At 29.1% G+C, this 19,449-nt stretch carries 21 protein-coding genes, 2 tRNA genes and 1 rRNA gene; 19 read left to right on the top strand and 5 right to left on the bottom strand.

The window, feature by feature from the left end; genetic code table 11:
• From rrf to KPL44_RS16125, 4 genes are all read left to right on the top strand, one after another.
• Nucleotides 1-109, top strand: a 5S ribosomal RNA gene (gene rrf / locus KPL44_RS16140); the annotation flags it as partial.
• Between the two features lie 5 nt (nucleotides 110-114).
• Nucleotides 115-190: transfer RNA gene (locus tag KPL44_RS16135), tRNA-Phe, on the top strand.
• Between the two features lie 6 nt (nucleotides 191-196).
• Nucleotides 197-271 (top strand) — tRNA-Cys (locus KPL44_RS16130).
• Nucleotides 272-612: 341 nt separating this feature from the next.
• Nucleotides 613-1,107 (top strand): hypothetical protein, encoded by a 495-nt coding sequence (locus KPL44_RS16125; RefSeq protein WP_216252359.1) that lies wholly within the window; start codon nucleotides 613-615, stop codon nucleotides 1,105-1,107.
• Between the two features lie 90 nt (nucleotides 1,108-1,197).
• On the opposite strand, the gene KPL44_RS16120 is transcribed toward KPL44_RS16125, so the two are convergent.
• Nucleotides 1,198-2,349: a M20 family peptidase gene (locus KPL44_RS16120; RefSeq protein ID WP_216252357.1), complete on the bottom strand. Its 1,152-nt coding sequence runs from the start codon at nucleotides 2,347-2,349 to the stop codon at nucleotides 1,198-1,200.
• 379 nt (nucleotides 2,350-2,728) lie between these two features.
• On the opposite strand from KPL44_RS16120, the gene KPL44_RS16115 reads away from it, so the two are divergent.
• The 9 genes from KPL44_RS16115 (at nucleotide 2,729) to KPL44_RS16075 (ending at nucleotide 8,941) form a co-directional block, all read left to right on the top strand.
• Complete coding sequence (locus tag KPL44_RS16115) at nucleotides 2,729-2,941, top strand: sigma factor G inhibitor Gin (RefSeq protein WP_216105860.1); 213 nt, start codon at nucleotides 2,729-2,731, stop codon at nucleotides 2,939-2,941.
• Complete coding sequence (locus KPL44_RS16110; protein ID WP_216252355.1) at nucleotides 2,920-4,368, top strand: aminotransferase class I/II-fold pyridoxal phosphate-dependent enzyme; 1,449 nt, start codon at nucleotides 2,920-2,922, stop codon at nucleotides 4,366-4,368. Before KPL44_RS16115 ends, KPL44_RS16110 begins: the two co-directional genes overlap by 22 nt.
• Nucleotides 4,369-4,407: 39 nt before the next feature.
• Nucleotides 4,408-5,028 (top strand): dTMP kinase, encoded by a 621-nt coding sequence (tmk, locus tag KPL44_RS16105; RefSeq protein WP_216252353.1) that lies wholly within the window; start codon nucleotides 4,408-4,410, stop codon nucleotides 5,026-5,028.
• Between the two features lie 15 nt (nucleotides 5,029-5,043).
• Nucleotides 5,044-5,373 (top strand): cyclic-di-AMP receptor, encoded by a 330-nt coding sequence (locus KPL44_RS16100; RefSeq protein ID WP_216147271.1) that lies wholly within the window; start codon nucleotides 5,044-5,046, stop codon nucleotides 5,371-5,373.
• Nucleotides 5,374-5,430: 57 nt separating this feature from the next.
• Nucleotides 5,431-6,375 (top strand): DNA polymerase III subunit delta', encoded by a 945-nt coding sequence (locus KPL44_RS16095; protein ID WP_216252351.1) that lies wholly within the window; start codon nucleotides 5,431-5,433, stop codon nucleotides 6,373-6,375.
• Nucleotides 6,376-6,552: 177 nt separating this feature from the next.
• Nucleotides 6,553-7,464: a PSP1 domain-containing protein gene (locus KPL44_RS16090; RefSeq protein ID WP_216252350.1), complete on the top strand. Its 912-nt coding sequence runs from the start codon at nucleotides 6,553-6,555 to the stop codon at nucleotides 7,462-7,464.
• Between the two features lie 11 nt (nucleotides 7,465-7,475).
• Nucleotides 7,476-7,679: a heavy-metal-associated domain-containing protein gene (locus KPL44_RS16085; RefSeq protein ID WP_216252348.1), complete on the top strand. Its 204-nt coding sequence runs from the start codon at nucleotides 7,476-7,478 to the stop codon at nucleotides 7,677-7,679.
• Between the two features lie 138 nt (nucleotides 7,680-7,817).
• The gene (locus KPL44_RS16080; protein WP_216252346.1) at nucleotides 7,818-8,078 is read left to right on the top strand and encodes a YkuS family protein; all 261 of its coding nucleotides are present in this window, start codon (nucleotides 7,818-7,820) and stop codon (nucleotides 8,076-8,078) included.
• Between the two features lie 218 nt (nucleotides 8,079-8,296).
• A complete protein-coding gene (locus KPL44_RS16075; protein ID WP_216252344.1) occupies nucleotides 8,297-8,941 on the top strand; it encodes a LysM peptidoglycan-binding domain-containing protein in 645 nt (214 codons plus the stop codon).
• Between the two features lie 98 nt (nucleotides 8,942-9,039).
• Here KPL44_RS16075 and KPL44_RS16070 read toward each other — a convergent pair whose 3' ends face one another.
• On the bottom strand, nucleotides 9,040-9,696 hold the full coding sequence (locus KPL44_RS16070; RefSeq protein ID WP_216252343.1) for a type II toxin-antitoxin system VapC family toxin: 657 nt from the start codon (nucleotides 9,694-9,696) through the stop codon (nucleotides 9,040-9,042).
• Between the two features lie 227 nt (nucleotides 9,697-9,923).
• Between KPL44_RS16070 and KPL44_RS16065 the strand changes: the two genes are divergently transcribed.
• The 5 genes from KPL44_RS16065 (at nucleotide 9,924) to KPL44_RS16045 (ending at nucleotide 14,821) form a co-directional block, all read left to right on the top strand.
• Nucleotides 9,924-10,667 carry a tRNA1(Val) (adenine(37)-N6)-methyltransferase gene (locus KPL44_RS16065; protein ID WP_216252341.1) on the top strand — a complete coding sequence of 248 codons (744 nt, stop codon included), beginning with the start codon at nucleotides 9,924-9,926 and terminating at the stop codon, nucleotides 10,665-10,667.
• A 29-nt stretch (nucleotides 10,668-10,696) separates the two neighbouring features.
• On the top strand, nucleotides 10,697-11,539 hold the full coding sequence (gene rsmI / locus KPL44_RS16060; RefSeq protein ID WP_216252339.1) for a 16S rRNA (cytidine(1402)-2'-O)-methyltransferase: 843 nt from the start codon (nucleotides 10,697-10,699) through the stop codon (nucleotides 11,537-11,539).
• A gap of 200 nt (nucleotides 11,540-11,739) precedes the next feature.
• On the top strand, nucleotides 11,740-12,846 hold the full coding sequence (locus tag KPL44_RS16055) for a C40 family peptidase (protein WP_216252337.1): 1,107 nt from the start codon (nucleotides 11,740-11,742) through the stop codon (nucleotides 12,844-12,846).
• A gap of 607 nt (nucleotides 12,847-13,453) precedes the next feature.
• Nucleotides 13,454-14,452 carry an ornithine carbamoyltransferase gene (argF, locus tag KPL44_RS16050; RefSeq protein WP_253201809.1) on the top strand — a complete coding sequence of 333 codons (999 nt, stop codon included), beginning with the start codon at nucleotides 13,454-13,456 and terminating at the stop codon, nucleotides 14,450-14,452.
• A gap of 162 nt (nucleotides 14,453-14,614) precedes the next feature.
• On the top strand, nucleotides 14,615-14,821 hold the full coding sequence (locus KPL44_RS16045) for a hypothetical protein (RefSeq protein ID WP_216124677.1): 207 nt from the start codon (nucleotides 14,615-14,617) through the stop codon (nucleotides 14,819-14,821).
• Nucleotides 14,822-14,972: 151 nt separating this feature from the next.
• Here KPL44_RS16045 and ispF read toward each other — a convergent pair whose 3' ends face one another.
• From ispF to KPL44_RS16030, 3 genes are all read right to left on the bottom strand, one after another.
• On the bottom strand, nucleotides 14,973-15,440 hold the full coding sequence (gene ispF / locus KPL44_RS16040) for a 2-C-methyl-D-erythritol 2,4-cyclodiphosphate synthase (protein WP_216252335.1): 468 nt from the start codon (nucleotides 15,438-15,440) through the stop codon (nucleotides 14,973-14,975).
• 1,008 nt (nucleotides 15,441-16,448) lie between these two features.
• Complete coding sequence (gene rluF, locus KPL44_RS16035; protein ID WP_216252333.1) at nucleotides 16,449-17,234, bottom strand: 23S rRNA pseudouridine(2604) synthase RluF; 786 nt, start codon at nucleotides 17,232-17,234, stop codon at nucleotides 16,449-16,451.
• A gap of 58 nt (nucleotides 17,235-17,292) precedes the next feature.
• Entirely contained in the window at nucleotides 17,293-17,865 is a 573-nt protein-coding gene (locus tag KPL44_RS16030; protein WP_216252331.1) for an anti-sigma-I factor RsgI family protein, read from the bottom strand.
• 250 nt (nucleotides 17,866-18,115) lie between these two features.
• Here KPL44_RS16030 and KPL44_RS16025 point away from each other — a divergent pair, with 250 nt between their 5' ends.
• Nucleotides 18,116-19,375: a GAF domain-containing sensor histidine kinase gene (locus KPL44_RS16025; protein ID WP_216252329.1), complete on the top strand. Its 1,260-nt coding sequence runs from the start codon at nucleotides 18,116-18,118 to the stop codon at nucleotides 19,373-19,375.
• Nucleotides 19,376-19,449: the final 74 nt, after the last annotated feature.

Raw genomic sequence — 19,449 nt, 5'->3', positions numbered from 1 at the left:
TTATGGCCTGAAGGTAACACCCGTTCCCATACCGAACACGAAGGTTAAGCTTCAATGCGCCGATGGTACTGCAGGGGTGACCTTGTGGAAGAGTAGGTTGTCGCCAGGTTACATGGCTAAATAGCTCAGTCGGTAGAGCAGAGGACTGAAAATCCTCGTGTCCCTGGTTCGATTCCGGGTTTAGCCACCAAGTTATGGCGCTATAGCCAAGCGGTAAGGTCAAGGTCTGCAAAACCTTTATTCCCCGGTTCAAATCCGGGTGGCGCCTCCAAAACACTTTGTATATAATACAAAGTGTTTTATTTATTTGTAACAATAAATGAAAGAAAGTTGTTTATTTTTTTAAGTATGGTCACGTAGCTTATTAAACATAAATAATAAAAAATATACATTTTAATTACTAAAAGCTAGTAATTAAGAGGAAGACTTAAAAATACCTATGTTGATGTGTATAAGTTGATATGAATTGTATAAATGCCTTTATATTGTGATATATACAGTATAGCGAACTTAGTACAAGTAGATTATTATATGAAATGCTAGTATAATCACATATGTTGGGAAGGAAACTGTATATGCCTGATTTTTTTAATAAATCTAGGGGGTCTGGGTTTGATGTATAAAGAAATGGTTCAGAGAAAGAAGTTGCCAGCGTTGGTATCGCTGTTTATTACATTAATTATATTTATATGCTTATCAGACTTATTACCTAAGGTGAGTATAGGAAGCATAAATATTAAAACATTTGTAACCTTGTTTTTTAATATGATAATGATCGCTCTTTGTTATATGGAGTTTTTAAAGTGCAAGGTTAGATATAAGTATTTAATTGTAGCAGATCAACTTATCATTCATAGAATAAGAGGTCAAGAGGTCATAATACGAGAAGATATTAAGTTAAAAGATATAGAGTACATTGGTAAGTGTAGTAACTATAGTTCAGATATCCATATAAGTAGTAGCAAAAAGTATATATGTTCTACATTTATTGGAAGTAAATTTTGTTGTGTATATAAAGCAGGAAACAAGTTCAAAAAGTTTTATTTTGAACCTAGTGATGGTCTTATGAACAAAATAAGATTACTAAAAGAAAAAGCAGTATTTTAATGATAAATATAATATACATAAAAAAGAAGTATAATTTGAAATTAATTATACTTCTTTTTTGTCGTGAGATATTTATAAAATGGTTTTATATTATTTCAACTCAATAGTAATTTCTTTTAATAAATCTTGTTTCTCAATGATATCAAGGCCTGTAATGGCAAGAGCGTTAGCTGCTTTTATGATATTATTTTTACAAAATTCGGTTTGTGTTTCTAAAGCAAAGGCAGGGGATGGGCAATTTATTAGTTTATTCTCTGTAATAGATATTGATGGGTATATACAGGGGGTTAGATGGCTTATAGCACCTATACCTAATCCATAGGAACTATTTTTGCAACAATCAATATTAATAATGCCAGACTCTTTTAGGTTGTGGGCAAGTAATCTTGATAAAGACTTATTAGTTAAAAGTTCCTGCGAAGGTAATTCAAATAGACTTATTTCTTCTGGCATATTCATTATTTGAGATAATGAATGAATAAGTTCTATAATTTTTTTCTCCAAGGTTTCAGCTTCATTTATGGTAGTAGCTTTAAGATAAAACTTGGCTTCAGATTGTAAAAAAGAATTATTAATGGGGGAGACGTTGTTTATAGATATATTGTCAATAAAACAGTTAGTACTTAATTCTTTTATCAAGTGGGTTAATGAATTAAATACAAATAAATATGATTCTAAGGATGAAAATATATTATTATTATTATTATTATTATTATTATTATTATTATTATTATATTTTATCTTAATTGGAATTATAGCCATAGATGTACCACTTTCTGCATTGGTTATATCACAATGAGGTGCAATTATAATATCTATGTCTTCAAAACATTTCTCTTTTGTTATAGTTAATTCTGCCCCATTAGAGTATTCACCAGGGCATCCTAGTACAATTACACTCCCACCACTTTTAGAAACCACTTTTGATAAGCCTAATGCTGAGGCGACGGAGATACTAGCATTAACGTTATTACCAAAAACATGACCTGACTTTTCAGCGGCTGTGTATTTACATATATAACATATTTTAGGATGACCAATGCCGCATTGTGCATAAAAAGCAGTAGGGATGTTACAGTAGTTTTCTTTAACATTAAAACCATGAGTTTTTAACATATTTATTATGTAAGCAGAACCTTTATATTCTTTATAATTTGTTTCTGGATTATTATAAAGGTAGTTTGACAAATTGTATATATCATCTTTTATACTATCTATATAACTTATAATTTCTTGTTTCATAGACTGTTCTCCTCTCAAAATCTTATGATTATTAATATGATTAGTATAACCAAGTTACATAAATATATTGATAATAACAAATAAAATTATTAAGGTAAATTAAAATAAGTATTAAATTAATTATGTAAAACAGATGAGTATACGGATTAATTATTCATTTTAAGGAACCTAAAGTCAGATAGTAAATTTAAATAGCTACTTATGGCATAAAATGTAGATAAATATATTTTAAATTATTATGTGGACAAAATAAGAAACTGTATCTACTTGAATAAAATATATTATAGAGGCCATACTTTAGGTAGTTTTAACGTCATTTAATAATGGTTTATATAATTTATATAAAATGATTTAAGATAGAGAGGTTAAGGAGGGAATTATGCAAAAAGAAAAGTGTATTATATGTAGAAAGCCTCTAAATGGTGGTATAATAATAAATGGAAGAGGAATTTGCAATAATTGCGAAGAAAGAATTATAAAAGCAAAAGCTAATACCGATTTCTATGAATATTACAAGAACTGTATAAGAAAGACTTTAGTACGGTTTATACCAAGAGGAGTGACTAAGGATTGTCAAGATTACCACTTGTAGATGGAGTGTTAACATATATAAAAGAAGAAAATGTTCCCTTTTCTATGCCAGGCCACAAAGGCGGCCTTGGTTTTTTAAAAACTGCGAAAGGTAGAGAACTTTATGAAAATTTTATTAAAGGAGATATTACTGAAGTTGATGGATTAGATAACCTTCATCATGCAGAAGGAATAATAAAAGAATCTCAACAATTATTGAGTAGTTATTATGGTAGTATAAAATCTTATTTTCTAGTTAATGGTAGTACTAGTGGAAATTTTGCTATGATTTTTTCGACATTCAATGAGGGTGATAAAATTATTGTAGAGAGAAATTGTCATAGATCAATATTTAACGCAATAATTATGAGAAAATTAAAACCAGTATATATTAAAAATAAAATTAATTCAAAATATGATGTTCCTTTTCCTTTTGATAAGGAATATTTTCTTTGTTTAATTCATGAAAACAAAGATGCCAAAGGAATCATCATCACATATCCAAATTATTATGGCATATGCCTTGATTTACCATATATTATTGCTACAGCTAAAAAATACAATATTAAAGTATTGGTAGACGCTGCTCATGGTGCACATTTTGGTGCTAATAAGTTATTACCTGAAAATCCTTTGAAGATGGGAGCTAATATGGTAGTTATGAGTGCACATAAAACTCTACCTAGTCTAACGCAAACAGCTTTTTTACATGTAGGTGCGGATATAGATATAAGTAAAGTCGATTTTTATGTAAGTGCATTTTTAAGTACAAGTCCATCTTACATGTTTTTATGCTCTATGGATTATGCAAGGTTTTATATTGAGGAGTATGGTGAAAATGATTATGAAGAGTTAATTAAAATATGTAAGTTGAATAGAGTTAAAATTAATAAATTGGATAAGTTCCACATACTAGGTCAGGAAGATTTAGAGGATGTATCAGGAAATTCAATTAAATATATTAATAAGTATACACTGGATTTAACTAGATATATATTAAATGTGCCTAAAGGGTATAGTGGTCATAAATTGCTAGAATATTTAAGGATAAATAAAATACAAGCTGAAATGAGTGACAGCAGGAATGTAGTTTTAATATTTTCACCTTTTACTAAGCAGCAAGATTTTGAAAAACTTTACTTAGCCCTTAAAAATTGTGATATGGAATCTCTAAAGGAGCAATACGTGCAGATAATAGATTATGATATCCCATCACAAAGCATGTTTCCCTATGAAGTAATGTATAGGGAGAAAACTATGGTAGAGTTAAAAAATTCAGAGGGAGAAATATGCGCAGAGGCAATAGTTCCATATCCACCAGGTATACCAATTGTAATGCCTGGGGAAAGATTAGACGAGTACAATATAGCGATGATAATATATTATTTGAAGTATAATGTAACGGTACTTGGAGTTAATGATGGTAAAGTTGCAATAGTAGTAAAATAAACTTTATTGTTATATATACATATTGATGGAGGAGATCGAATGGAAAGAGGGCGTATGATAGTACTAGAAGGCCCAGATGGTTCAGGAAAAACTACACAGATAGAGTTACTAGAAAAACATTTACAAGACTCTGGATATGAAGTAGTAAGAGTCAGGGAACCTGGAGGTACAGAAATTAGTGAAAAAATAAGAGAAATAATATTGGACAATGATAATTGCAAAATGAGTTATATGTGTGAAGCATTACTTTATGCCGCTTCTAGAGCACAATTAGTAAGTGAGGTTATAAAGCCAGCATTAGACAAGAGTAAAATAGTCATATGTGATCGTTTTGTTTATTCTTCAATGGTATATCAAGGCATTGGTAGAGGCCTTGGCATGGAGAGAATAAAGAGTATTAATGAGGTAGCGCTAGATGGTCTTAAGCCTGATTTAACATTTATGATTACAATTCCTTATGAGGAAGGGTTAAATAGGAAAAAAAAGCAAGGAAGCTTAGATCGCTTGGAGAATAGTGGAAAAGAATTTCATAAAAAAGTTTTTGAAGGTTACATGGATATTTGTATAAAATATGATAAAATAGAAGTACTAGATGGTAATAGAAGTGTAGAGGAAATACAAAAGGATATAATAAATACAATTAAAACAATAAAATTATAAAAGGGGTGGGATTATATGAAATTAGTTATTGCAATTGTACAAGATGATGATGCGAATGATTTAATTGAGGCAATAACAGATAAGGGTTTTAGAGTTACAAAACTCGCTACTACTGGAGGATTTCTAAAATCAGGAAATACGACATTGCTAATAGGTGTTGAAAAAGAAAAAGTGGATGAAGTTTTAGCTATTATCGAGGAAGTATGTAAGGAAAGAAAGCAAATAATATCATCACCATCACCTGTAGCAGGATCAACAGGAGTCTATATGCCATTTCCTATTGAAGTAGACGTAGGTGGAGCAAATGTATTTGTAGTTGATGTAGATAAGTATATAAAGGTATAACTAATTGGAAGCAAGTATATATAAATTTATACTTGCTTCTATGCATGGAGGACTAAAATGAGTTTTATGGATATAATAGGACATAGCAATATAAAAAATCAAATAACTAAAGCGATACAATTGGATAAATTATCGCATGCTCATATTTTAGTTGGAGAAGATGGTATAGGAAAAAGTATACTCGCAAAAAATATAGGGCTTATGATTTTAGGTAAAAATGAAGATAGGCAGTATGTTGATTTGGTGGAATGGCAAATTGATAAAAACAAAAGCACAATAGGTGTTGGTTCCATAAGAACCTTAATTGAAGAGATTAATAAAAAACCTTTTGAAGGAGATAAAAAAGTTATCATTATCTATAACGCTCACAAAATGACGGTGCAAGCGCAAAATGCTTTTTTAAAAACAATTGAAGAACCACCTAAAAATGTTACTATAATCTTATTGTGTGAAAATCTTGAAGTCATATTGGATACAATAAAATCAAGATGTCAGATACATAAACTAAAGAATTTGAATATAGATGAGATGAAAGAGTTTTTAAGTGAAAATTATTCTGATTTATCAACAGATCAAATAAAAGTGATTTTAGCTTTTAGCGATGGAATACCAGGAAAGGCTGAAAAGTTTATCAAAGATAATAATTTCAAGGATATAAGAGATATTACCTTGGAAATATTACTTAAGTTAAATAGCGCTAAAACTGAGGAACTGATTAAATATGAAAAGAAATTATCCAATCAAAAAGACGATTTTTACGAAATATTAACTGCATTTCTTTCGTATATTAGGGATACTATAATATATAAGGAAGTTGAAGAAGAAAATTTAATTATTAATATAGATAAACTATTAACTATAAAAGAGTTAGCTAATATATTTTCATTTAACAAATTAAATGGTATTATAAACATAATCAATGATACTAGAGAGACCTTAGATAGAAACGTTAACCCAGCGTTAGCGTTTGAAGTAATGTTACTTAAAATGCAGGAGGTTTAACGACATTTCAGAAGGGAAGTCTACCACTTATATAGGTGGGAGGATAATAATTGAGAATTGTTATCTACCTAAGAGGCATAATAGGGGATACCTACCTTAGCAAAATTAAATTTTGTGGTAGTTAAATCTCCTTTCTGAAGTCGTTAATATGCAGCTGCGAAAAGGAGATGATTTAACATGGTTACAGTAATAGGAGTACGATTTAAAAAAGCTGGTAAAATATATTATTTTAGTCCAAATGATATAGAGATTAAAAAGGAAGATAGAGTTATTGTAGAAACTGTAAGAGGAATAGAATTTGGAGAATGTGTTATTGGCATAAAAGAGATCAAGGAAGATGATATAGTATCTCCTCTTAAATGTGTTATTAGAAAAGCCACAGATGCAGATGCAGAAAAGGATTTGGATAATAAAAGAAAAGAAAAGGAAGCATATGAGATATGCTTAGAGAAGATACATAAACATGAACTTGATATGAAACTTATAGATGTAGAGTATACTTTTGATAATAATAAAGTTATATTTTACTTTACGGCAGATGGACGTGTGGACTTTCGTGAACTAGTAAAGGATTTAGCTGCAGTGTTTAGAACAAGGATAGAACTTAGACAAATAGGAGTTAGGGACGAAGCAAAAATGGTTGGCGGTCTTGGACCATGTGGTAGACCTATGTGTTGTTCGACTTTTCTTGGTGAATTTGCACCAGTATCAATAAAAATGGCTAAAGAACAAAATTTATCATTAAATCCTACAAAAATTTCAGGTATTTGTGGCAGGCTTATGTGTTGTTTAAATTATGAGCAGGATACTTATGAAAAAATAAGAAAAACTTTACCTACAGTAGGGTCTGTAGTGGATACGCCTTTTGGGAGAGCAGATGTTATCGGTAATAGTGTTGTAAAAGAATCAGTCAAAATTAAGATAAAACTTAATGGTAGTGATGAAGAAATTGTCGAGGTTAAAATTGAAGATTTAACATTAGTTACCGGGAGATACGAAGACGCTGTAAATGATGAGGATATTAAATTAGAACTTGCTAAAAACGGAGAAGATTCATATATAATAAAGGAATTAATTAAAGATAACTAGGAGGAGGGAAGATGAAGTCAATTATAAAAATTTATAATATGAATACTTCAGAAGATATTAGTAATATTAATTTAGCAATATCAAATAATCAAGGTGTAATTGCTTGTCAAATAAATAGCGAAAGCAAACAAGTAGAAATAATATATGATGATTATTTTATAACAGTGGATAATTTAATTGAGTCAATTGAAGAGGCTGGTTATGCGGTTGTATAAAAAAGCAGAGAGAAATAATTTTCTCTCTGCTTTTTTGTTGTTTTTTGATCATTAAAATATAAGTAAGGACATCTGAATATGCTTTTCAAAATTGGAGATAATAATTTAAGAAAAGAATTTCAAAGGGAGGCGTAAAACATGAAGAAAATAGCAGTACAGCAGGGATTGAATCCAATTAAAGAATATTTAAGTAATGAAGGTTATGTTGTCAAAGAATTTGATAATAGTAAAAAGAATGCAGGCCATTTCTTAGATAGATATGATGTTGTTATTGTAACGGGTGAGAATCAAGGGATAATGGGAGCACAGGAAACTATAACATCTACTCCAATTATTAATGCAAGCGGTATGACGGGTGAAGAAGTTAGGGAGCAAATAGATAAAAGTAGTAGAAAATAGAATTCAAAGTTGTAATATATAAAGGCTGTTAACTAAAAAGTTAACAGCCTAAAGTTTTGTACTACACCACATTTATAATATATTAGTAAATTTAAAAATAGTAATATTTTAACAATTATTAATAATAATAAGAGTTATAACATGTATGAAACCTTAAGATTATGTCAATGATTATGAATATAGTTAATTAACAAATAAATAGTAAAGGGGTTTTAAATATGAGAATGAAAAAAGGAATAATTAGCATATCTACCGTTGCTGTATTAATTTTAGTAGTATTTCTTGCAGTAAAATATGTAGGGGGGCGAGAACACGTTGCCAAGGTAAATGCAGCAGATGCGACTATGGTGCAGAATGATAATTCAACTTCTGTAGTCAATACTGATAAAACGACAAATGAAAATACTTTAGAAACAGATACTAATAAAATGGATGCTGCTTATATAAATGATAAAACTAATGTTGGAATTTATACTGTTAAAAAGAATGATACAGTGTTTAGTATTGCTAAAACGTATATGCCTAGTCAGGATAAAAGTAAAATCGTTGAATTTATTAGAAATAGAAATAGTATGGGTGAATCTTATAAAATTTCAGAGGGTCAGAAGATAGTAATCCCATATGAAATAAAAGCAGATTCATCAAAAGCACAAGCATCAAAAACAGAAGTATCAAAAGCTGTAGTTGCAGAAGGGAATACTACTGAATATATTGTTAAAAAGCAGGATACATTAACTTCAATTGCTAAAAATAATATGCCTTCTTATAGTGTGAAAAAAGCGATTGGAATGTTAAAGGAAACAAATAAAATTGTAGATGAGAATTCAATAAAAGATGGTACACATATTTATATTCCTAAATAACAAACATAAAGAAAGAAGTGTATTTTGAGATAATCAAATTTACACTTCTTTTTTTATAATAGTGTTAATTAAAAAGTTGATTTGAAAATTATTATTTATTAAATCTTAAGTATTTTAATTTCGCTACTTTCGGCAAAAATAAAATCACCATCCAAAGTAAGGAAGAAATCTATATTGTTGTGTTCAGCAGTGGCTATGTGAAAAGCATCATTTACTGACAATAAGCTATCACACATAAATTTTTTAACTAAAGAAATACATTCTTCAGAAATATTAAGATATTTTATATTTATAATTTTTTCTAATTCTGAAATTATTTCTACAGATTTACTGTAATAGATATTAAGTAAATTTCTTTTCATAGAATTTTTAGAAATATTATCAAAATATCTTTTATATGGAATATGAATAAGTCTATCTTTTTTCTTTTCTTTTAATATTTTTGTATCATGGCGGCTGAAGCTATTTGTAATAGATCTAATATTATCCATTGAGTTATAAGGTCTAATATTATTTATTTTGCATTGAATGTCACTAATAAACAATGTATAAAGTATTTTATTCATGACCTCAGCTGTTACAATACTAGTAGTGTAAAAAACGGACCCCCCCTCTGAAAGTTGTTTTAAGCATGATAAACAATCGCTATGCTTAATATCTTCATCATAAATTAAGCTGATCAAGAAAGATGCATCTAATAACACAGAGTTTTTATTGAAAACTATATTTTTAAATGGATATAATATTAATTGCATTTTTAACCTCATTAAAATCGATTATTCTATACTAATATATATATTCAACAATGATTACTAATAGTAGTTTAATAATTAATTACATTTTATTAAATGAAAATATACATTTAATAATCAAAAAAAATAATAAAGTGTGTGTTCTCTTGATTTAGCAATAAAAAGTGAGGTATACTTCTTTTGTTGTGATGTATAAAATAAACGCAAATTTTATAGAAAGGAGATACATAATGGAGTTTTTAAGAACGGATGAAACTTTAGATGATCTTCAACTAAAAGGCATTCACGTTATTCAAAAAAAACACGCTTTTCGATTTGGAGTGGATGCAGTACTGCTTGCCAATTTTGTGAAAGTAAGAAAAAATGCTAAAGTTGTTGATTTATGCACTGGTACGGGCATAATACCTTTTATATTAGCAGGTAAAACAACCGCAAGTAATATAATTGGAGTGGAAATTCAAGAAGAGTTTGTTGATATGGCAAATAGGTCCATAGAATATAACAATTTAGAGGATAAAATTAAATTTATAAATGGAGATTTAAAAGATATAGAACTTATTAAAACTCTTGATAAGGTAGATATTGTTACAGTTAATCCACCTTATAAACTTCAAAACTCTGGCTTAATAAGTTTAAATGATAAGGACGCTATAGCAAGACATGAAATTTGTTGCACATTAGAAGATGTAATTATTGCATGTAGAATTCTTCTAAAGGATAATGGAAGACTGTATATGGTACATAGACCAGATAGATTAGCTGATATTTTGTGTACTATGAGGAAGCATAGGATAGAGCCTAAACGTATAAGGATGGTGCACCCAAGCGTTGATAAGGCACCTAACATTGTCCTGATTGAGGGTCAGAGGGATGGGGGGGCATTTTTAAAATGGGACCCTCCTCTTTATGTTCATGTAGAAGATGGTGGATATACTCAGGAAATTAAAAATATGTATAATTCAGATGAAAATTAATGTAAATACTACAGAGAAGGGTGATAAGAATGGCAGGAAAATTATATTTAGTTCCAACTCCGATAGGAAATTTAAAGGATATTACGCTTAGAGCATTAGAAGTGCTTCAAAGTGTGGATATAATAGCAGCAGAAGATACAAGGCAAAGTTTAAAACTTCTAAATCATTTTAATATAAAAAAAATACTTATAAGTTATCATAAGTTTAATGAGTTAGGAAAAAGCGAGGATATAATTAGGCAAGTAAAAGAAGGTAAAAATATAGCTATTATTAGTGATGCAGGAACGCCTGGAATATCAGACCCTGGAAGTGTTATAGTTTCAAAGTGTATAGAGCAAAACATAGAATTTGTGGTATTACCTGGAGCTACCGCAATTACTACTGCACTTGTATATTCTGGACTTGACACTACAAAATTTATTTTTAGAGGATTTTTGCCTAGGGAGAATAAAGAAAGAAAACCTATTATTGATGATTTAATAAATAGGAGTGAGACTTTAATTTTTTATGAGGCTCCTCACAGGCTCTTAAGTACTTTAGAATTTTTATATGAAAATGTTGGAAATAGAAAGATATCAATGTGTAGGGAGCTTACAAAGCTGTATGAAGAGATAATAAGGCTAACACTGGAACAAGCAATAGAATATTATAAACAGAATTCTCCAAGAGGAGAATATGTATTGGTAGTTGAAGGTAAGAGTAAGGAAGCTATAGCTAAAGATGAAAGGGCTAAATGGGATTCGCTAACTATAGAAGAGCATATACAAAAATATATGGATGACGGAATAAATAAAAAAGATGCAATGAAGTTAGTTGCGAAGGATAGAAATTTGCCTAAGTCAGAAATATATAAACATTCTTTAAAATTATGAAAATGTGATACAAAATATGTAAATAAATGTATAATAACAGACATATAATTGAAAAATAAAATAAAATTTACAGTACAATCTATGTTTTCGTTGAAAATTATGATAAAATAATGGTACAATGTAATCGTTGATTTAAAAAAAATAATTTAAAAACCAATAAATTGTAAAAATACATAATATTACATATGAGGGGGATTAAGTTGCGTAAAAGAATAATATCATTGATAGTAACAATTGGCGTTGCAGCTACAATAAGCATGCAGGTAATGGCAAATCCATTATCAGATAAACTTAGTAATCAAAAAAGTCAGTTAGAAAGTCAAAAAAACGCATACAAGAAAGCTCAAAGTAACATTCAAAGCATAGAAGTATCAATTGAAAAATTAGATTCAGATATAGAAACGATGTATACACAAGTTGATAAAACAAAGGTTAAAGTAGGGGAAACCCAGAAACAAATAGTGAAGACAACAAAGGATATACAAGTTGCGCAGGATAATATTAAAAAAGAACAAGACTTATTTAATGAGAGAATGCGAAGCATGTATATGAATGGCGCCGGTAGCTATGTGGAAGTTTTATTAAATTCAGAGGGAATAGGGGATTTTATTTCAAGAGCTGAAACTGTTAAAAAAATTGTTGAGTATGATAATAATATTGTCACAGAGTTAACAGCTAAAAAAAATAAGGTTGAAAACCAAAAGAGAGCACTTGAAACTGAGAAAACAAAGCTACTATTGTTAAAAGCTGATAATGAGGCAAAACTCGCAAAGCTTAAAGATACTAAAAAAGATCAAAGTGTATTAATCTTGGAAGCTACAAAACAAGAAAAATTGTATTCTGGCAAGGTTAATGATGGACAAGCTACAGTAGATGCTACTATGAAACAAATACAACAAATGAAAGATAATCTTCCTAATTACACTGCATCTAGAGGAGGATCATCATCATCATTTAGTTCAAATGCTGTAGTTGCATATGCTAGTAATTTTTTAGGGACGCCATATGTTTGGGGCGCTAGTGGTCCTCAGTTTTTTGATTGCTCTGGATTTATGCAATATGTATATGCTCATTTCGGTGTTTCACTTAGTAGAACTACTTATACACAAATAAATGAAGGTTCATATGTAGCAAGAGGAGATTTGCAAGCAGGAGATTTAATTTTCTTTGGTACAGCGGCAGATCCACACCATGTAGGAATGTATGTAGGTAATAACTCATATATTGAAGCACCACGTACTGGTGATGTAATCAAAATAACAGAATTGACAAGAGGAGATTATGTTACTGCGAGAAGAGTTAGGTAAAGTTTTATTTAGACAGGCTACTTAAATAGCCTGTTTTTTTATTAGTAATAAAATTTTATAAAGCTTTAAAATAAGGAATCTTAGCATATTAAATTGAATTTGGTTAAAAATTTATTGAAATAGTATAGAAAGCAAATAGCAGAAAAAGATAAATATTGAATTAAAAAAGAAGAAGTGACACTACTTACTACACACAAAAACTAACAGATTATGAACAGGCATTGGTAGACAATGTGGATAAAAATATGTCAGAATAACTTTTAATATGTATAAGCACTGAAATAAGGCTTTCGCATATAAATATAACTATCCACAGCTTCTGTTGATTAAATGTTGAAAACTGTGGATAACTTATCCTAAATATTAAAAATATAGCTATTTGCAATATTATATTTAAAATAAATCATATTCTATAATGAAAATCTTGTAATAAGATAGGGTATAATGTTTTATGCTTTTACATAGGAAAAATTTAGTATAAATACAAAAATACATTGAAACTTTGGGAATAGTAGTACATTATAATAATAAACAACTTTTACGGGTCACTTAAAAATAATTTATTTGTGATGGTAAAGGTTCGTAAAGATAAGAGAGGAGAATTATTATGTTTAACTTAAGGAACAGAAATTTTTTAACACTTATGGATTTTTCACCAAAAGAGATTCATTATTTTCTTGAATTAGCTAGAGATTTAAAGAGGGCTAAATATGCAGGTACAGAAAGGCAAACATTAAAGGGTAAGAATATAGTATTATTATTTGAGAAAGATTCAACTAGAACGAGATGTTCATTTGAAGTTGGAGCACTTGATCAAGGAGCACATGTTACATATCTTGGACCGACAGGGAGCCAAATGGGTAAAAAGGAGTCGATCGCAGATACTGCAAGGGTTTTAGGCAGAATGTATGATGGGATTGAATATAGAGGGTATGGCCAAGACGTAGTTGAGGAACTAGCAAAATATGCAGGAGTGCCAGTATGGAATGGATTAACTACCGAGGATCACCCTACTCAAATTCTTGCTGACTTTTTAACCGTGCAAGAACATTTTTCAAAACCATTAAATGAAATTAAGTTTGTTTATGCAGGGGATGGAAGAAATAATATGGCAAATGCTCTTATGATAGGAGCGGCTAAGATGGGAATGGACTTTAGAATAATTGCACCAAATACATTATTTCCGCAGGAAGCACTAGTTAGTAAATGTAGAGAAGTAGCAAAGGAGACAGGAGCAAGCATTACGATTACTGACAATGTAGCAAAAGGAGTAAAGGATGCAGACGTTATATATACTGATGTTTGGGTTTCAATGGGAGAAGCAGATGAGGTTTGGGCTCAAAGAATTAATCTGTTAAAACCGTATCAAGTTAATAAAGAAATGATGGATTTAACCGGAAATAAGAATACTAAATTTATGCATTGTTTGCCAGCATTCCATAATTTGAAAACTAAAGTTGGTATGGATATATATGAAAAATTTGGGATGAATGGTGTAGAGGTTACGGATGAAGTATTTGAAAGTCCAGCTTCAATAGTATTTGATGAAGCGGAAAATAGAATGCATACTATAAAAGCAATTATGGTGGCGACCCTGGGGGATTAATTTATTAGTGTAATGGTGTAGGGTAACATACTGTAATATCTAATATATCCTACATTGGATATTACATAAAAACAAATAAAAAACAAATAAAAAATTTAGCATAAACGTCAGTATATTATAATATTTATTTATAGTTGATAAATATTAAGGGGGTAGATGTTTATGCTAAATAATATACCAAAATTTATTTATGACCTATGTGGGGAAAAAGTTGAGGTTATGGATTATTCAAAGGTCTTTTTTGAGAATAAGAATGAAGAGGGTTATGTACTACATGTAGAACAGCATGATAGAGTTACATCTATAAATGAATTTGAATTAGAAAGGAGAGAAGATAAGTATTATTGCACGAGAAAATTGTTTAGTTAATTAAATTTCTATAACATAGATTAAATGGGATTAACACATATAGATATGAAAGATAATAAAAATAAGGACAATTGTTATAAGAATTGTCCTTATTTTTATTTAATGACATTTCAGCGACCCAGGAGACGATTTAACACAAGATTATAAATAGCTATTTTAAAAGACAAATAGCATTAGAGGATATTCCCTCGCAGTGACCAGTGAAACCGAGTCCTTCCTCGGTAGTAGCTTTAATATTAACCTTATCTATAGGTAAATCAAGAGCGGTCGCAATATTTTTTACCATATAGGGTATATGTGGTGCCATTTTAGGTTCTTGTGCTATTATTGTAGCATCAATATTTTCAATTATATAATTTTTATTTTTTATTAGGTTACAAACATATTTAAGTAAGGAAATACTTGATATGCCTTTATATTTAATGTCAGTGTCAGGAAAATGTTTTCCAATATCACCAAGTGCAGCAGCACCTAAGAGTGCATCCATAATTGCATGAACTAGAACATCTGCATCTGAATGACCAAGTAAACCAGTCGTGTGAGGTATAGTTACTCCCCCGAGTATTAATTTTCTATCATTAACTAATCTATGAACATCATATCCCATTCCTATTCTCAAGCGAATTACCTCTTTTCAATTTAATTTATACTTATGTGCCTAATATACCATTTCACGAGATGGTAATCAAGAAAATTTATTAGGGAGATATATTGCAGCAACTCAGGAGATAATTTAACAGTTTAGACGTAGTAAATGCGAGTGATATTATAGATAATAAGTTATTAACATGTTATCAACAAAACTGTGGATAATGTGCATAACTTAACAATTAAATTTTGAATTATTTTATTTAACACACAAATATTTACATAATATATTCCAATATATACATAATAACGACAAATAACGAATCATTAACATCAACTCCACAAGTTATACACAGAAAAGATGTGGATAATGTGTATAACTATTAAATAGTTCGTAATTTTTAACATATAATTACATATGTTAAAAGAGATTGTGGATTAGTAAAACTTAATGTGTACAATCTGTGAGTCTAAATAAAAAAAATAATAAATTTAAAATAATTAGATAGATAAAAGAAAATAATGTAAATTAAATATAATATTACAATTTGAAAAGCTTATAATTAAATTGGTATAATATATAAATTATAAGATAAAATGTATTTATGAGTTTTATGGCAAAACGTGGCTATAACTAAAATACAATGCGTATAATATAAATTAAAAAAGGATTATAGGTGTGAAATAAACACCATAGGCCTGGAACGTGAAAATGATTACATAGTAGTCTATATTACAATTGTGATCATTAGAGTAGTAGACGGTGAGTAGTAGCGATTTGAGATAAAGTTAAGAGATCTTACATGAATTTAAAGAAAATAAACAAGTAGTTATTTATAAGTTAAAAGCATAATTTTAAACCAATTTACAACTTAAATATAATAGTTATTATTAACTAAGAGTAACAAGTTATCCACAAAATCTGTGTGCACAATGTTGATAACTTTTAAATAAAGCAAAAAACACACAAATTTGTGTGTTTTTCAAGTGTTTTTTAACATTAGAGGTAGCGATTTAATACAAAAACATATGGTGGTTTTTATTTAGAAGCATTTTCAGTTTTTATGGAGTCTGAAATTAGATTATTAATACCCATTAGTTCATTTTTAGATAGATATCTCCATCTGCCGGTAGGTAAATTATCTATAGAAACATTCATAATTCTAAGTCTCTCAAGTCTCATAACCGAGTAACCTAAATACTCACACATTCTTCGTATTTGACGGTTAAGTCCCTGAGTTAAAATTATTTTGAAAACATATTTGCTTTCTTTTTTTACCAAACATTTTTTGGTAGTAGTTTTGAGTATAGGGATACCATTTGCCATATTTTTTATGAAATCAGGAGATATTGGTTTATCTACAGTAACAATATACTCTTTTTCATGACTATTACCTGAACGTAAAATTTTATTTACAATGTCACCATCATTAGTTAAAAAGATAAGACCTTGAGAAGCTTTGTCGAGACGACCGATTGGGAAGATCCGTTTTGGGTAATTTATAAAATCTATGATATTTCCATTGATTTTATGCTCTGTAGTGCATGTTATTCCAACAGGTTTATTGAAAGCTAAATAAATGTGATCTTCTTTGTTTTTTAGTGGGTTACCATTTATTTTAATGTCATCAGTTTTACACACCTGGGTGCCCATTTCAGGTATTTTGCCATTTACGGTGACTTTACCTTTATCAATTAGCTTATCTGCTTCACGCCTAGAACAAAAACCTGTTTCACTTATGAATTTGTTTAATCTAGTTTTTGAATCATTAGTTTCATAGTGATTAATAATATTTTTCTCTTTAACGCCTTGTATGATTCTCATTTCGCACCGCCCTTAGAAGTTATAATGTAAATATAAGATAAGTATCTTTAATGTTCATCTAATTAATTATTGCTTGTCCATTATCATTTATTAGAACTTTGAAATTATGGGTCTCTGCATATTTTTCAAACTCAGTTAAGTTTATTGGAGTTTTATTTGTATTGCCATTAATAAATATAGAAATTTTAAAACCGTCGTCTGCATGTGCTTTAGTTAAATATTTTTGCTTAATAGATTCATCTAAAATTAAAATTAAGGACTGGTTAAGGGATGTATCTTTGAGATTTACAAGTTGTTTTATTTTATACCCGCCAGAACTAATCCCCTCAACATTCGTAACATTATTTGAAGCATTTACATCCATTTTTAGAGAACAATTCATGTTGACGATAACGGAGTAATTATATCTATTATTCATATATAATTGTCTTATTAAAAATACTATTAATAAAGAGCAAATAAGTGATAAAATGTATTTCCAAAGGGCAAAGGGTTTAACTTTTTCACCTACATATATTTCACCTAGTACAGGCTCAATTACATTTCTTTTGAGAGTTACAAATTCATTATTTTTGGTAACGACATACACCTTATTTTTTTCAATATTAATTATTTTACCTGATTTTTGCATAGAGGCACCTCTTTCCTAAGATAGTAAGTAGTTATATTAAATGTTTAATAATGCTTGACATAAAGAGAGAAAGTTGTTACGTTCATTGTAGTTATGTATTAAATCAAGTCATAAATATTGTGACCCCATAGCTATAATAAATAATAAATAGAGGTATATTATGATGGAAATATTATCAAACAAATTTTACTTATATATAGGAGTCATAATAATAAATATTATAATTATGCATATAGTAATAAAAACAATAATGTTTAAAAAATCAAAGGAATTTGACAAGAAAATCATTTCAAATATTGATATATTTAAATCTACAACAAACATTAATGATATATTTAATAAGTTATTAAATAATTTATATAAAAGTTCAGCTTATGATGCTGCTATAAGTATATTAAAAAATGATACTGAATTTAAAATTATGGCTATTCATGGTACTTGCGTGAAACTAAACACAAGTAGCTACATTCAGGATGAGAAATTTATTAATCTAATTAATAGAGTTACAGAGTCTGGCACAATGTATTATATTAAGGATTTAAATAAAGTAGATTATGCATTGTATAGTGCCAAATTACAATTATTATTATATCACATGAGAAGCCTATTAATGATTCCAATAATTTATAAAGATGAAATATATGGAGTTGTAATAATGGTTAATTATAAGAAGGCAGCATACAATGAAAGTTATAGAGGTAATGCTTATTCAATAGTTAGTCAAGTAGCTGTAGCAATAGAAAATGCTAAGCTTTTCAAAAAGCTAAAAGATATAGACAAGACGAAAACGGATTTCTTGTCCACAGTTTCTCATGAACTTCGAACTCCATTAACATCGATAATTGGTTTTACAGAAATGGTTAAGCGAAAATTCGAAGGGACTATAGTACCAACATTAGATCTTTCAATTGAAAAAAATCAAAATGCAGTAGTCAAAATAAAAAGAAATGTAAATATAATATTATCAGAAGGGGAGAGATTATCGAGTCTTATAAATGATCTGTTAGATATATCAAGAATGGAAGCAGGAAAAGTTTTGTTAAACATGAGAAAAATTGACATAGAAGAAATTATAACACAAGTAATAACATTAACTAATCCTATTATTAGAGATAAATCTCTTCAGGTTATACAAAGCATAAGTGAAACACTTCCTGAAATCATGGCAGATAAAGACAAATTGATGCAAGTAATAATCAATCTTATTTCTAATGCTATAAAATTTACGGAAAAAGGATGTATTGTGTGTAGCGCAAGAGTAGTTGCGCAGAATATAATAGTAAGTATTAGCGATACAGGGGTAGGTATTAGAGAGGAAGATAAAAAATATATCTTTGAAAAATTTAGTCAAGTAGGTGATACACTTACAGATAAACCCACAGGTACAGGGCTTGGGTTATCTATATGTAAGTATATTATTGAAGAACATGGTGGAGAAATATGGGTCGAAAGCGAAATAGGAAAAGGAACTGATTTTTCATTTAGTATACCTATAATAAAAAATAACTGATTAATTAGTATATGTAAATAAACATATATAAATGTATATAAATAAATAACACCCAACAAACATTAAAAGGTTTG

Origin of the sequence: Clostridium sp. DSM 17811 (assembly GCF_018861905.1) — a bacterium.
GTDB classification, from domain to species: domain Bacteria; phylum Bacillota; class Clostridia; order Clostridiales; family Clostridiaceae; genus Clostridium_AD; species Clostridium_AD frigoriphilum.
The sequence above is the reverse complement of the archived record's forward strand: the minus strand, read 5'-3'. Positions and strand labels throughout refer to the sequence as shown.